The organism is Streptomyces sp. NPDC058579 (genome assembly GCF_042718575.1).
Lineage (GTDB): Bacteria > Actinomycetota > Actinomycetes > Streptomycetales > Streptomycetaceae > Streptomyces.
Window position 1 is genome coordinate 252,749 of the sequence record NZ_JBHXPI010000003.1, and the last position, 13,540, is coordinate 266,288.

General features: G+C 71.2%; 15 protein-coding genes and 2 tRNA genes. 14 read left to right on the forward strand and 3 right to left on the reverse strand.

Annotation, left to right across the window (positions count from 1 at the left end):
- Positions 1-21: 21 nt before the first annotated feature.
- From ACFWRO_RS06380 to ACFWRO_RS06395, 4 genes are all read left to right on the forward strand, one after another.
- A complete protein-coding gene (locus ACFWRO_RS06380) occupies positions 22-516 on the forward strand; it encodes a hypothetical protein (protein WP_384505058.1) in 495 nt (164 codons plus the stop codon).
- Between the two features lie 126 nt (positions 517-642).
- On the forward strand, positions 643-1,926 hold the full coding sequence (locus tag ACFWRO_RS06385) for a glutamate-5-semialdehyde dehydrogenase (RefSeq protein ID WP_384505061.1): 1,284 nt from the start codon (positions 643-645) through the stop codon (positions 1,924-1,926).
- Positions 1,927-2,041: 115 nt separating this feature from the next.
- A complete protein-coding gene (locus ACFWRO_RS06390) occupies positions 2,042-2,632 on the forward strand; it encodes a hypothetical protein (protein ID WP_384505064.1) in 591 nt (196 codons plus the stop codon).
- A gap of 120 nt (positions 2,633-2,752) precedes the next feature.
- Positions 2,753-3,832: a hypothetical protein gene (locus ACFWRO_RS06395; RefSeq protein ID WP_384505067.1), complete on the forward strand. Its 1,080-nt coding sequence runs from the start codon at positions 2,753-2,755 to the stop codon at positions 3,830-3,832.
- Here the strand turns inward: ACFWRO_RS06395 and ACFWRO_RS06400 are convergent.
- On the reverse strand, positions 3,817-4,974 hold the full coding sequence (locus tag ACFWRO_RS06400; RefSeq protein ID WP_384505070.1) for a M48 family metallopeptidase: 1,158 nt from the start codon (positions 4,972-4,974) through the stop codon (positions 3,817-3,819). The genes ACFWRO_RS06395 and ACFWRO_RS06400 overlap by 16 nt on opposite strands.
- A 225-nt stretch (positions 4,975-5,199) precedes the next feature.
- Here ACFWRO_RS06400 and ACFWRO_RS06405 point away from each other — a divergent pair, with 225 nt between their 5' ends.
- From ACFWRO_RS06405 to ACFWRO_RS06430, 6 genes are all read left to right on the forward strand, one after another.
- Entirely contained in the window at positions 5,200-5,361 is a 162-nt protein-coding gene (locus ACFWRO_RS06405) for a hypothetical protein (protein WP_384505073.1), read from the forward strand.
- Positions 5,362-5,413: 52 nt separating this feature from the next.
- A complete protein-coding gene (gene nadD / locus ACFWRO_RS06410) occupies positions 5,414-6,034 on the forward strand; it encodes a nicotinate-nucleotide adenylyltransferase (protein ID WP_384505076.1) in 621 nt (206 codons plus the stop codon).
- A gap of 19 nt (positions 6,035-6,053) precedes the next feature.
- Complete coding sequence (locus tag ACFWRO_RS06415) at positions 6,054-7,784, forward strand: LCP family protein (protein ID WP_384505078.1); 1,731 nt, start codon at positions 6,054-6,056, stop codon at positions 7,782-7,784.
- An 80-nt stretch (positions 7,785-7,864) separates the two neighbouring features.
- A complete protein-coding gene (gene rsfS / locus ACFWRO_RS06420) occupies positions 7,865-8,305 on the forward strand; it encodes a ribosome silencing factor (RefSeq protein ID WP_384505441.1) in 441 nt (146 codons plus the stop codon).
- Positions 8,302-8,955, forward strand: a complete 654-nt coding sequence (locus ACFWRO_RS06425; RefSeq protein WP_384505444.1) for a histidine phosphatase family protein — start codon at positions 8,302-8,304, stop codon at positions 8,953-8,955. The genes rsfS and ACFWRO_RS06425 overlap by 4 nt, the downstream gene beginning before the upstream one ends.
- Positions 8,956-9,040: 85 nt before the next feature.
- Positions 9,041-9,113: transfer RNA gene (locus ACFWRO_RS06430), tRNA-Ala, on the forward strand.
- Positions 9,114-9,195: 82 nt separating this feature from the next.
- Here ACFWRO_RS06430 and ACFWRO_RS06435 read toward each other — a convergent pair.
- Entirely contained in the window at positions 9,196-10,062 is an 867-nt protein-coding gene (locus ACFWRO_RS06435; protein ID WP_384505081.1) for a helix-turn-helix transcriptional regulator, read from the reverse strand.
- A 102-nt stretch (positions 10,063-10,164) separates the two neighbouring features.
- Between ACFWRO_RS06435 and ACFWRO_RS06440 the strand changes: the two genes are divergently transcribed.
- The 3 genes from ACFWRO_RS06440 (at position 10,165) to ACFWRO_RS06450 (ending at position 12,089) form a co-directional block, all read left to right on the forward strand.
- The gene (locus ACFWRO_RS06440) at positions 10,165-11,598 is read left to right on the forward strand and encodes an MFS transporter (RefSeq protein ID WP_384505084.1); all 1,434 of its coding nucleotides are present in this window, start codon (positions 10,165-10,167) and stop codon (positions 11,596-11,598) included.
- A 71-nt stretch (positions 11,599-11,669) separates the two neighbouring features.
- Positions 11,670-11,852 (forward strand): hypothetical protein, encoded by a 183-nt coding sequence (locus ACFWRO_RS06445; RefSeq protein WP_384505087.1) that lies wholly within the window; start codon positions 11,670-11,672, stop codon positions 11,850-11,852.
- A 3-nt stretch (positions 11,853-11,855) separates the two neighbouring features.
- Positions 11,856-12,089: a hypothetical protein gene (locus ACFWRO_RS06450; protein ID WP_362006510.1), complete on the forward strand. Its 234-nt coding sequence runs from the start codon at positions 11,856-11,858 to the stop codon at positions 12,087-12,089.
- Here ACFWRO_RS06450 and ACFWRO_RS06455 read toward each other — a convergent pair.
- A complete protein-coding gene (locus ACFWRO_RS06455) occupies positions 12,068-13,294 on the reverse strand; it encodes a glycosyltransferase 87 family protein (RefSeq protein WP_384505090.1) in 1,227 nt (408 codons plus the stop codon). The two genes, ACFWRO_RS06450 and ACFWRO_RS06455, sit on opposite strands and share 22 nt — an antisense overlap.
- Positions 13,295-13,414: 120 nt before the next feature.
- On the opposite strand from ACFWRO_RS06455, the gene ACFWRO_RS06460 reads away from it, so the two are divergent.
- Positions 13,415-13,487 (forward strand) — tRNA-Ala (locus tag ACFWRO_RS06460).
- The last annotated feature ends 53 nt before the right edge of the window (positions 13,488-13,540 follow it).

Genomic DNA, 13,540 nt, shown 5'->3' on the forward strand with positions numbered 1-13,540 from the left:
GCATCAAACAGGAGGCCGCCGGTGAGACGAGCGCGCCCAGGGGCACCGCCCCGCGGGACAGCCGAACGCGCCCTGACCAGTGTCGAGGCCGGAGCCGACTTCGACGAGGGACAGGGCGGCGGGGGACAGAGCACCCAGACCGCCGAGGTACGCGGTGAGGAGCGGCCCGTGGTCGCCTCGAAGCTCTGGCACATCACCCTCAGCGTCTCGGGCGCCGAGGCCCCGCTGAAGGAGGTCAGGCGCGGCCTCGAGCAGCTGGCCCACGACCATCCCTTCCTGCTGACCAGTCGCTACGCCAATGATCACGCGGAGATCCGCTACTGGGAAGAGGCCCGTGACCTGCACGATGCCGCGGCGGTCGCGCTCCGGCTGTGGGGCGAGCACCGGCAGAGCGCCAAGCTGCCGCCGTGGGAGATCGTCGGCCTCGAGGTCATCGACCGCGAGACCTACCACCTGCGCATCGCCGAGGGCTACGGCCCACCTCCGGCCGCCCCGGTGGGGGTCCACCCGTACTGACGGGGCGGGGGCTGGGGGCCTGGGGCTCGAGGAGTCTCGGGGTGCGGGTGCTTCGGGCGTCTCGGAGTGCGGGATACGGACGGCATTCGTGAGGGATGTCCGCAGAGGTGCCAGTACCCTGCGGGCATGACCTCGCTCACGCCCCTCGACAACCTGTCCCCGGTCGCCCGGGCCGCCTACCGCGCCCGCGCCGCCGCCGCCGAAATCGCGCCACTTCCGCGCGCGGCCAAGGACGACGCCCTGCTGGCGGTCGCGGACGCCCTCGAGGTCCGTACCGCCGAGATCGTCGAGGCCAACGCCGAGGACATCGCCCGCGCCCGCGAGGCCGGCACCAGCGAGACCGTCATCGACCGGCTCACCCTCACCCCCGAGAGGGTCCGCGCCATCGCCGCCGACGTCCGCGACGTGGCCGCCCTGCCGGACCCCGTGGGCGAGGTCGTGCGCGGCTCGACCCTCCCCAACGGCATCGACCTCCGCCAGGTCCGCGTCCCCCTCGGCGTCGTCGGCATCATCTACGAGGCCCGGCCCAACGTGACCGTCGACGCGGCCGCCCTCTGCCTCAAGTCCGGCAACGCCGTCCTGCTGCGCGGCTCGTCCTCCGCGTACTCCTCCAACACCGCCCTGGTGAAGGTCCTGCGCGACGCCGTCGGAGGCGCCGGTCTGCCCGCCGACGCCGTCCAGCTCGTCCCCGGCGAGTCCCGCGACTCGGTACGGGAACTGATGCGCGCCCGCGGCCTGGTCGACGTCCTGATCCCGCGCGGCGGCGCCTCCCTGATCCGTACGGTCGTCGAGGAGTCCACCGTCCCCGTCATCGAGACCGGCACCGGGAACTGCCACGTCTACGTGGACGCCCAGACCGACCTCGACATGGCCGTCGACATCCTGATCAACTCCAAGGCCCAGCGGCCCAGCGTCTGCAACTCCGCCGAGACGCTCCTGGTCCACCAGGACATCGCGGAGGCCTTCCTGCCGCGCGCCCTGGACGCCCTGGCCGACGCCGGCGTCACCGTCCACGCCGACGAGCGGGTCCTCGCCCACGCCGAGGGCTCCACGGCCACCGTCGTCCCGGCGACCCCCGAGGACTGGGAGACCGAGTACCTCTCCTACGACATCGCCGCCGCCGTCGTCGACTCCCTCGACAAGGCCGTCGAGCACATCCGGCTCTGGTCCTCCGGCCACACCGAGGCGATCGTCACCACCTCGCAGGCCGCCGCCCGCCGCTTCACCCAGCTGGTCGACTCCACGACGGTCGCCGTCAACGCGTCCACCCGTTTCACCGACGGAGGCCAGTTCGGCTTCGGCGCCGAGATCGGCATCTCGACCCAGAAACTCCACGCCCGCGGGCCCATGGGCCTGCCCGAGCTGACCTCGACGAAGTACATCGTCACGGGCGACGGCCACACCCGCTGACCCGCAGGTTTCCCCCGTTCGGCCCCGCTCCCGCGGGGCCGCGGGGGACCGGACGGTCAGGGATGTTCCGCACTCTCCCTGCCCAAAACCACCTCCCAGGTCTACTCTGAAAAACGTGCCGGACGACGTGGGGGGCAGGCCGTTCCAGGACGGCAGGGACCCTGAGAACTCGGACGACCGCGGGGGCGCGAAGGACGACTTCGCCAACGTGGTGTTCGACGAGGACTTCGTACGGGCCGCCGAGGTCCACGAGCCGACCGCCGTGGAACGCCTCCTCGCGGCCGCGCAGGCGCGCGCCGAGGCCGAGGCCGCCCGCGCCAGAGCCGGCGTGCGACCCGGCGACGACGGCTACGACCCCTCGGACCCCTTCGGCGGCCTCCACGGCGACGCCTACGACCCGGACGACCCCGACGGCGACTGCGGCCCCTACGGCCCGCACGGCGGCGCCCTGCGCCCCTACCGGGGCAGCGCCCGCTGGCACCGGCCCGTCGCCTGGGTGCTCGCCCTGGTGATGGGCGTCGGCATGGTCGCCCTCGCCTTCACCGCGGTCTACCGGGGCGCCTCCGCCAACCGCCAGGACCAGGTCCCGGCCCCCGCCACCACCGGCATCGACAAGCCCCGCGAGAACCCTCCGGCGGTCACCGCGCCCTCGGCCTCCGCCGAGTACTCCGCGCCCCCCGTCCCCGCCGTTCCGCGCACTCCCTGAACACACACGGACACCGGCCCGGACGCATGGCCGGGCCATTCGCGCCACACGTCCGAATTCTTCGGAACTTGTCGTGTACCTGGGCGTTTACCGGAGCCGCGTCCGACCTACTCTGAAGGTATGGCAGGGCGTGGCGACCCGCCTGAGGGGCCGGTTCCCGACCCCGGCGGTGGTGAGGACGAGTACCGATCCGTCGTCTTCGACGAGTCGTTCGTCAATGCTGCCCGGCTCCAGGAGTTCTCGGCCGAGGAGCGGATGGGCGAGCACTCCCAGGCCGTCCGCTCCCGCCCCGCCTGGGAGCCCAGAAGCGGCTCCCGCCAGGCGGTCCTGCTGGTGCTGCTGATCCTCCTCGCCTTCGGTACGGCCATCTATCTCGGCGTCCGCAACCCCTACCAGCCGCCCGTCGACCAGCGGGCCGAACCGCTGCGGATCACCGTGGTCCCGCTCGCCCCGCAGGGCCCGGTCCCGGGTGGCCAACCCACCCAGCTCTTCGACCACAGCCCCGCCGCCGAGTACCGCACGGGCGCCGCCGGCATCAACCTCCCGGTCGCCGGCCGGACCACCCACTTCTCGGAGAGCCAGGTGGTGACGGCCCTGTCCATCGCCAAGGACTACCTCGTCGCCTCCTCCCTGGAGCCCGACGTGCTGGCGGGGGTGACGGTCCGCCCCGCCCGCCTGCTGCTCGACCCCGACCAGCTCGCGCAGTTCGACCAGAGCGTCGAGTCCTCGCTCGACGACGGCCGCCACGCGGAGGCCGGCTGGCTGGTTCGCTTCGACCCGGCCGAGGTCGCCCTCGCCGATCCGGGCGTCCGCGTCCAGGGCACCCTCCGCTTCGCGGAGACGGCCGCCGACATGCTGGAGGTCACCGCGGACCACACCTTCACCTACGCGCTGCGTCCGGCGGCCGCCGGCGCCGGGCCCGTGGCCGACGCGTCCCTCTTCACCGTCCACCGCGCGGTCCACTTCCGCTTCGACCGCGAGGACCTGCGGATGCACCGCGCCGAGCTGCTGGCCAGCACCGTCCAGGCCGGTCCGCAGGCCTGCGGACCCGATGCCGGCGGAGCCCTCCACCCGCTGCTCGCGGGCGAACGGACCCCCGACCCGGGCCGGCCGGCCGTCACCGACCCGTACGCCACGGGCCGGCCCTCCGTCTCCGCGCTCTGCGGGACCCTCGCCCCGAGCGCTCAGCCCTCGCTCTGAGCGCCGTCGCCTCTTCCGCTCCCGCCGCCGGCGTCGCCCGCGTCGCCCTTCGCACCACCGGCCTGCTCACCGCCGGCCGTTCCGCCGTCGCCGCGCGGGGCCCCGCCGCCGAACCGGCCGCGCAGCTTCCCGCCCAGGTCGCCCGCAAGGTCGCCCGCGCCACCGGCGATGTCGCCGACCAGCTTCATCAGCGGGTCCTTGCTGGTGCGCACCGACTCGGCGTAGTGCCCGGCGGACTCCCGGAAGGAGTCGGTCACCGAGGTGTCCTTGTCCTCCGTGCGCCGGGGGTAGTGACCGTCCATGATCCGCTGGTAGTCCCGGGTCTCGGACCACTTCTTCAGCTCCGCCGCCCGGACGGTGGTGAAGGGGTGCGTGCGCGGGAGCACGTTGAGGATCTTCAGGACGGAGTCGCGCAGATCGCCGCCCTTCTCGTACTCGTCGGCCTGGGCGAGGAACGCGTCCACGTTCATCTCGTGCAGATGGTTGCCACCGGCGATCTTCATCAGACCGCGCATCGACGCCTGCAGGTCCTGGCCGACAAGCAGCCCCGCCCGGTCCGCCGAAAGCTCGGACTTGCGGAACCACTCCCGCAGGGCCGTCACGATCGCCATGATCGCCACGTTCCCGAGCGGGATCCAGGCGATCTTGACCGCCAGGCTGGTGAGGAACAGCAGGATCGTGCGGTACACGGAGTGACCGGAGAGGGCGTGGCCCACCTCGTGGCCGACGACCGCGCGCATCTCCTCCTCGTCGAGCAGCTCCACGAGGCCGGTGGTGACCACGATGATCGGCTCGTCCAGGCCGATGCACATCGCGTTCGGCTTCGGGTCCTGCGTGACGTACATCGGCGGGACCTTCTCCAGGTCCAGGATGTAACACGCGTCCCTCAGCATGTCGTTGAGGTGGGAGAACTGTGCGTCGCTCACCCGCACGGAGTCGGAGAGGAAGAGCAGTCGCAGGCTGCGCTCGGGCAGCAGACCGCTGAGCGCCTTGAAGACCGTGTCGAAGCCGGTGAGCTTGCGCAGGGCCACGAGCGCCGAACGGTCCGCCGGGTGCTCGTAGGCGCGTGAGGAGATGTCCGGGAAGCGCTTGCGCTGCCTGCTCGGCACGTTCCCCTGGCCGTTGTCGGTCTTCTCAGTCATGGATGCCCCCTGTTCGTACGAGACCTTGCTCGTCCCCCTGACGCGTCCCAGCCTAGGTGCTGGGGTCCCGGAGCGCCCGAGCCTGTGGATAACTCCGGCGCGGGTGCAACGGCGGGGTACGACAGCCCGGTCAACGACTGAGTCGGCGTGAGCGTGCCCGGACGGCCCGCATACGATGTGCGCGAAGTCTCCGCTCCCATCCCCGATCGATAGGTCCTGCCGAAGATGAGCCTCCACAGCACCGCCACGAACCTGGTCATGCTCGCCGAGGGCGCCGAGCACGGCGGCAACCACGACAGTCTCAACCCCTACCTCACCGGTTTCGGCGCGCTCGGCGCGCTGCTCCTGCTGCTGTGGATCACCACCCGCTTCAACCGCGACCGCTGAGCCGGAGACCGGACCGAAGGCGCCCGCTGCCGTGCCAGTAGGCTCTGCACGCATGGGAGAGCAGGAAGTGCCTACTGGCGGCCGCGGCAAGCGCCGACTCGGCGTGATGGGCGGAACGTTCGACCCGATCCACCACGGACACCTGGTGGCCGCCAGCGAGGTGGCCGCCCTGTTCCACCTCGACGAGGTGGTGTTCGTGCCGACCGGGCAGCCGTGGCAGAAGAGCGACAAGACGGTGTCGCCGGCCGAGGACCGCTATCTGATGACGGTCATCGCCACGGCGTCCAACCCGCAGTTCTCGGTCAGCCGTATCGAGATCGACCGGGGCGGGCCCACGTACACCATCGACACCCTGCGTGACCTGCGCTCCCTCAACAGCGACTCGGACCTCTTCTTCATCACGGGTGCCGACGCGCTGTCGCAGATCCTCACGTGGCGCGACGCGGAGGAACTCTTCTCGCTCGCCCACTTCATCGGCGTCACCCGGCCGGGCCACGACCTCACGGACGACGGCCTGCCCAAGGGGGGCGTCTCGCTCGTCGAGGTTCCCGCACTCGCCATCTCCTCCACCGACTGCCGGGCGAGGGTCGCCAAGGGCGATCCGGTCTGGTATTTGGTGCCGGACGGTGTGGTTCGCTACATCGACAAGCGCCAGTTGTACCGCGGCGAGTGAGCCTCGGAGAGGGGCACCGGTGAACGACCAGAACCCGTACGACCCGTACTACCCGCAGCCGCAGATCATCGGCTACGACGAGTACGGGCAACCGGTGTACCAGCAGGTCCCAGCACAGGCGCAGCAGCCGTACGACCCGTACGCCCAGCAGCAGCATGTCCAGCACCAAGGACAGCAGCAGGGGCAGAACCAGGGACAACAGCAGGGGTACGGCTACGACGCCTACGGGCAGCCGCTCCAGCCCCAGCAGCCCCAGGCGGCCCCCCAGCAGCAGCCGCAGTACGACCCGTACGGGCAGCCGCAGGCGCAGCAGCAGCATCCGCAGCAGGGCTACGGCTACTCCTCGTACGACACCGGCCAGCAGTGGGCGGTCCAGGGCGACACGGCCCCGGCCGCCGCGCCCAGGCCCGCTCCCGCGCCCGCCCCGGTGGCCGCGCCGCCCGGTGTGCCGGGCCAGCGCCCCGCGCCCGAGGGCGGCGGTGACCGCGACTACCGCACCGAGCAGTTCTCGTTCATCGAGGAGCCCGACGAGGACTCCGAAGACGTCATCGACTGGCTGAAGTTCACCGAGAGCCGCTCCGAGCGGCGCGAGGAGGCCAGGAGGCGCGGCCGCAACCGGGTCGTCGCCCTCATCGTGGTCCTGGCCCTCGCCGCCGTCGGCGGGGTCGGCTACCTCTGGTCCGCGGGCAAGCTCCCCGGCCTGTCCGGCGAGGAGCAGAAGCAGAACACCGCGACCGGCCCGCAGAAGCGCGACACGATCGTCGTGCACCTCCACGACATCAAGAGCGGCAACACCTCCACCGCGCTCCTCGTCGACAACACCACGACCGGACAGGGCACCACCGTCCTGCTCCCCAACAGCCTCTCCGTGTCCAATTCGGAGGGCTCGGCGACCACTCTCGCCAAGTCCGTCGAGGACGACGGCTCCAGCGGCACGCGCGAGGCGGTCGGCAACCTCCTGGGCACGAAGATCACCGGCACCTGGCGCCTGGACAGCCCGTTCCTGGAGAACCTGGTCGAGACGGTCAGCAGCATCGACCTCACCACCGACGTCACCGTGCCCAGTGACAAGAAGGGCGAGGACCCGCTCGTCACCAAGGGCGAGAACCAGACCCTGAACGGACGCGCCGCCGTCGCCTACGCCACCTACCGCGCGCCCGGCGAGGCCGAGGCCAAGCAGCTCCAGCGCTTCGGCCAGGTCCTCTACAGCGTGCTGCGGAAGATGTCCGACGACCCCAAGGCCAACGCGGACACCATCGCGACGCTGGTCATGATCCTGGACCCGTCGCTGCCGGAGAAGGACCTCGGCGCCTCGCTCGCCGGTCTCGCCAAGCATGCCAAGGGCGGCGACTACAAGACGGCCGTACTCCCGGTGGAGCAGGACGGCTCGCTCAGCGAGGCCGCGGCCGACAGCGTGGTCAAGGACATCCTCGGCGGCAAGGTCAGCGCCCCCGAGCAGGGCGCGGCGGTCCGTGTCTCGGTCAAGGACGCCACCGGCAAGAACGCCACCGAGGCCGCCAGGGTCGTCCTGGTCAACGGAGGCTTCGCCTTCGTGGGCGGTGCGAAGGCGGACACCGAGGAGACGTCCCAGGTCCTGTACGGCGACGACGCCCAGAAGGCGACCGCCGCCGAGGTCGCCAAGACCCTCGGGCTCCCGGACGGCGCGGCAAAGAAGGGCAAGCCCGCCGGAAACGCCGATGTCACGGTGGTTCTGGGCCAGGACTACAAGATCCCCGGGACCAAGAAGTGACCCGTTCGTAATCGTTTGCGGGGCGGTCGGCGGTACGTGAGACCCTTGATGTGTCTCTGACCGCCGACGAAAGCCTGCTTGTGACCGCCACGGATCGTTCCATCGAGCTCGTCAACGCCGCCGCCCAGGCGGCGGCCGACCGGCTCGCGCACGACATCATCGCGTACGACGTCAGCGATGTGCTGTCGATCACCGACGCCTTCCTGCTCGCCTCCGCGCCCAACGACCGCCAGGTCAAGTCGATCGTCGACGAGATCGAGGAGCGGCTCAACAAGGAGCTCGGCGCCAAGCCGGTCCGCCGCGAGGGCGACCGCGACGCCCGCTGGATCCTGCTCGACTACGTCGACATCGTCGTCCACGTCCAGCACAGCGAGGAGCGGGTCTTCTACGCCCTGGAGCGGCTGTGGAAGGACTGCCCCGAGCTGCCCCTCCCCGACGACGCCCTGAAGACCCGCGGCAAGGCCGCCGAGCATGCCGCGCTCACCGGCGTCGGCGAGGAGACGGACGGTGAGCTGAGCTGAGCACCACCAAGGGCGGCAGCGGCCGCCGCATCGTCCTGTGGCGGCACGGCCAGACCTCATGGAACCTGGAGCGCCGCTTCCAGGGCTCCACGGACATCGAGCTGACCGAGACCGGCGTCGCCCAGGCGCGCCGGGCCGCCCGGCTGCTCGCCTCGCTCAAGCCGGACGCGATCATCGCCTCCGACCTGAAGCGGGCGGCGGCCACGGCCGCCGAGCTGTCCGCGATCACCGGCCACGTCATCACGCACGACTCCGCCCTGCGCGAGACGTACGCGGGGGAGTGGCAGGGGCTGACCCACGAGGAGATCGTGGGGCGCTTCGGCGAGCAGTACGCCGCCTGGAAGCGCGGCGAACCCGTGCGCCGGGGCGGCGGCGAGCTGGAGACCGAGGTCGCCGACCGGGCCGCCCCGCTCGTCCTGGAGTACGCCGACAAGCTGCCGGAGGACGGCACCCTCGTCGTCGTGAGCCACGGCGGCACCATCCGCACCACCATCGGCCGGCTCCTCGGCCTGGAGGCGCATCACTGGGAGAGCCTCGGTGGGCTCTCCAACTGCTGCTGGTCGGTCCTCGGCGAGGGCGCCCGAGGCTGGCGGCTCATGGAGCACAACGCCGGCACGCTGCCCGAACCGGTACTCGGCGACGACGACTGAGCGCACCTCCGACCCGGATTTCACTTTCCGGCAGGTCACAGGCTAAAGTTCTTCTTGTTCGCAGCGCTGAGCGCGAAGAACACGAGGGGCTATAGCTCAGTTGGTAGAGCGCCTGCATGGCATGCAGGAGGTCAGGAGTTCAATTCTCCTTAGCTCCACAGTCACCGAATCCCGTCCCCATCAGGGGGCGGGATTCGTCGTTTCCCCCTGTCCGTTCCCCTCCCACCTCCTCCGGTGCCGTCACGTCCAGGTGTCCACCCCCTCGGCGCGGAGCGTCTCGATCGCCCGTCCGCTCTCCTCGTCGTTGGGGGTGTAGGCGACGATCCGGCACTCCGGCATCCCGTTGATGGAGAGGGACACAGAGGTCATCCGGAGCTCTCCCACGGCGTCGTGACGGAAGGTCTTGACGTGGCTGCCGGGCGGGACCACGTCGCCGCTCCGCCACAGCCGCGCGAACTCCGGGCTCGCCGCCGCGAGCCCGCGGACGAACGACTCCCAGGCGGGCTCGCCCACGTGCCGGCCGTAGGCGCCGCGCATCTGGGCCACCATCAGCGGAAGCTCGCGCCCCTTGTCGACGAGCGGACAGCTGTGGTCCTCCATCGTGAAGAGCGTCCACAGGACATTGCGGGTATCGGCCGGTGTGGTGTCCGGAGCGGGGAAGAGCAGCCGGTACGTCGAGTTGGTCGCGAGCACGTCGTACCGGCTGTTGTAGACCACCGCCGGATGAGGGACCAGGGCGTCCAGGATGCCCTGGATCTCCGGGCTGACCACGTCCACGTCCTCGGCGGCGTGGTCCGGCGCCAACGGCACCTCCGCGAGGTGGTACAGATGCTCGCGCTCGGGCCGGTCGAGCCGGAGGACACGGGCCACCGCGTCGAGCACCTGGGCGGAGGCGTTGATCGGACGGCCCTGTTCCAGCCAGGTGTACCAGGTGACGCCGACGCCGGAGAGCTGGGCGACCTCCTCGCGGCGCAGCCCCGGTGTGCGGCGGCGGAAGCCGGGTGGCATCCCCACGTCCTCCGGAGTCACCCGGGCCCGGCGGCCGCGCAGGAACGCGGCCAGTTCGTGTCTGCGGCGCGGCTGTGCCGGTGCTGCCAAGATCGTCACACCCCCATGGTCGAGTCCCCGTACCGCCGTTGCCAGGTGGTGTCAGTACCAGCATCAGCGGGCTCTCGTTACCCGTATCGGACCCCCGTCAGGCTGGCTGCCATGACGACGACCACAACACGTCCCGTACTCAGTAAAGACGGTGGCACCGACAACCGCCCCGGGCTGCTGCTCGCCGTGGTGCTCGCCGCGCAGTTCATGGCGCTGCTCGACGTCTTCATCGTCAATGTCGCCGCCCCCACTATCCGTACCGAACTGGGGGCCTCGGGAGCGGGACTTCAGCTCGTCGTCGCCGGATACACCATCGCCTACGCGGTCCTGCTGATCACCGGCGCGCGTCTCGGTGACCGCCTCGGCCACCGAAGGATGTACCTCGGCGGACTCGCCGTCTTCACCGCCGCCTCGCTCGCCTGCGGACTGGCCGCCGACACGGGCCAGTTGATCGCCTTCCGGCTCGTCCAGGGGGCCGGGGCGGCCCTGATGATCCCGCAGGTGCTCAGCCTCATCCAGCGCACCTTCACCGGCGAGGGCCGCGTCCGGGCCCTCGGGGCGTACTCCGCCGTGCTCGCCACCGGCGCCGCCGCGGGACAGGTCGTCGGCGGAGTCCTCGTCAGCGCCGATCTCCTCGGCAGCGGATGGCGGCCGGTCTTCCTCGTCAACGTGCCCATCGGACTGGCCCTGCTGGCGCTCGGCGCACGCGTCCTGCCGCGCGACGCGCGCACCGAACCCGAACGCTCCCGCCCCCTCGACCTGCCCGGCCTGGTCCTGCTCGCGGCCGCCGTCTCACTGCTGACCGTCCCGCTGGTCCTCGGGCAGGAGGAGGACTGGCCGCTGTGGTCCTGGATCTCGCTCGCGGTCTCCGCGGTCATGTTCGTGGCCTTCGGCGCGTACGAGTCGGGGCTCGCCCGCCGGGGCGGCGCCCCGCTCATCGCCCCGCGCGTCCTGCGGATCCCCGGCATAGGGAAGGCCGCGTTCCGGATCGGCGTGGCGATGGCCGTCAATGCCGGTTTCCTGTTCACCCTCACCCTGCACCTGCAGGGAGGGCTCGGTTTCAGCGCGCTGCGCGCGGGGCTGACCTTCGCACCGGCCGCCGTCGTCTTCGGCGTGATCGGCCTCACCTGGCGGCGCTGGCCCGCCCGCGCGCAGCGCGTGCTGGTCCCGGCCGGCTTCCTCGCCGCCGCGGCCGCCGCTCTGGCCATGGGCGCGCTCCTCCAGGGCGGCGGCACGGGCGGCTGGGCCCTCTACCCGGCGCTCGCCGCCATGGGCGGAGGGCTCGCGCTCGCCTTCAGCCCCGCCCTGACCCGCGCTCTGGCCGCCGTCAGGCCCGAGGACGCCGCCGACGCCAGCGGACTGCTCGCCACCGTCACCCAGCTGGGGCAGCTGATCGGCGTGGCGGCCTTCGGTGCGCTCTTCCTGGGGCGGCTGCACGCGCCAGGGGCGTATGACTCCGGCGAGGCGCTGTGGGCGTGCGCCCTCGCGCTGGCCGCCGCTTCGATCTTGGGCGCGTCGACCGCCCTGGTACGCCGAGCTCGCTGACCCCCTTGCGGGGCCATGGCAGAATCGGACGGCCGGAGGGGAACGAGGGTCCGGGCGGGAGGGAGTGCGCGTTGGCCGTGAGCGGTGCCGAGGATGCCGAGGCCCATGCCGTCACCGATCCCGTCGAGTCCGCGGAACCTTTTGAGGTTCTGTCCGACTGCCCCTCGTGCGGTTCCGCCCAGGTGGCCCAAATGCTCGGTGACAACGGCGGAGTGTCCTATGTGTGCACGTCCTGCGGCCACAGCTGGAGCTGAGTGATGGGTGCGCACAGGCGGAAATGCGACTGGTGCGGCAGTGGTACGCCCATCGTCCGTGACATGGACCCGGTCAACGTCGACTACCAGTACTGGTGCGAGGAGTGCGCGCGGGCGCTGATCATAAAAGGCGACCCCATCGAGACCTACCGCGAGCTCGAAGGGGAGCCGATCTACGGCCGGCTCCTCGACGAACACTGCACCCTCAAGCGGTTCTACTCCTTCGCCACGGCCTGAGGCCGGCGCGTGAGCGCGTACCCCACGAACAGCGCCGTCACGGTCAGCGGATAGATCGCCGAGAGCAGCATCTGGCCGGCGTTCTGGTCGAGTTCGGGGCGGCCCGGGTCGTGCGGCACCCACCAGAGCGCGAACGAGGCGAAGACCAGCGGCACCGCCCAGACCGTCCAGGCCGGCCGTATCCGCTCACGGCGGTCCACCAGCAGCACCAGCAGCGGCACGCACCACACCCAGTGGTGGGACCACGAGATCGGGCTGATCATCAGCGCGGTCACCGCGCAGACGATCACGGCCAGCGCCTTGTCCCCGCGCAGCGCGGCCCGGACCGCGAGCGCCATCGCGGCGCCTCCGAGCGCGGCCGCGACGACCGCCCACAGCAGACCGGGGTCGTCGGTGTGCAGCAGCCGGGCCAGCACCCCGCGCAGCGACTGGTTCGCGGTCTCCTCGGCGAAGCCGACCCGGCCCGTCTCGAAGAGCGTGTGGGTCCAGAAGCGCTTGGAGTCGTACGGCAGGGCCAGCGCGCTGGCCAGGGTCGTCCCGAGGAACACCGCCGTCGCCGTGGCGGCCATCCGCAGCCACGCGTTCCAGCGCCGCTCGCGACGCCACTGGAGCAGCCCGGCCGCCAGCAGGAGGACGACGAAGAGCCCCGGTGTGAGCTTCACCGCAGTCGCGAGACCGATGCCCACGCCCGCCCAGCGGCTGCCCTCGCGGCGTGTGAAGTCCCACAGCACGGCCACCGCGATGAGCAGGTTGATCTGCCCGTACCGCAGCGTCGTCCACACCGGCTCGCACCAGACGACGACCGCCGCCACCAAGAGCGTGGCGCGCCACAGCCGCTCGGCGGAGAGGGATGGCCGGACCAGGCGCAGCGAGAGCTGGACCAGCGCGACCACGAGAAGCAGGTTTCCGGCCGTGGCCAGCGTCCGCATCAGCGGGACGTCGACGAACGTCAGCGGGACGAACATCAGCCCCGCGAAGGGCGGGTAGGTCATGGCGAGGTTCGCCGAGGTGGCGCGCATCGCGTAGAGATCGCCGCCGGCCCGGACCGTCTCCCCCTCGGCCCGATAGACCATCACGTCGAGCATGTTCACGTGGGCGAGCCGCTGCGCCACCCAGAAAGCGACGAACGACAGGAGACAAACCGCCACGGCGGTGGCGAGGGGCCACTGGCGGGCGCGGGTGCGGGCGATCACGGACACGGTCACAGAGGGGGACCCTACCCGCCGCGTTCGAACGCCCAGGGAAACGATTTGGTGATCCCCCGGACGGCCGGTTAATGTTCTGTCTGTCGCCGCGGGGGAAACCCGGAACAGGGCGGACAGCACGGGGCTATAGCTCAGTTGGTAGAGCGCCTGCATGGCATGCAGGAGGTCAGGAGTTCAATTCTCCTTAGCTCCACAAGAGAACGAAGAAGCGGACCATCCGGATCGGATGGTCCGCTTCTTCGTGTG

Coding starts and splice junctions, on each gene's coding strand:
- ACFWRO_RS06385 (WP_384505061.1), top strand. CDS start 643: ATGACCTCGCTCACGCCCCTCGACAACCTGTCCCCGGTCGCCCGGGCC.
- ACFWRO_RS06395 (WP_384505067.1), top strand. CDS start 2,753: ATGGCAGGGCGTGGCGACCCGCCTGAGGGGCCGGTTCCCGACCCCGGC.
- ACFWRO_RS06400 (WP_384505070.1), bottom strand. CDS start 4,974: ATGACTGAGAAGACCGACAACGGCCAGGGGAACGTGCCGAGCAGGCAG.
- ACFWRO_RS06405 (WP_384505073.1), top strand. CDS start 5,200: ATGAGCCTCCACAGCACCGCCACGAACCTGGTCATGCTCGCCGAGGGC.
- nadD (WP_384505076.1), top strand. CDS start 5,414: ATGGGAGAGCAGGAAGTGCCTACTGGCGGCCGCGGCAAGCGCCGACTC.
- ACFWRO_RS06440 (WP_384505084.1), top strand. CDS start 10,165: ATGACGACGACCACAACACGTCCCGTACTCAGTAAAGACGGTGGCACC.
- ACFWRO_RS06450 (WP_362006510.1), top strand. CDS start 11,856: ATGGGTGCGCACAGGCGGAAATGCGACTGGTGCGGCAGTGGTACGCCC.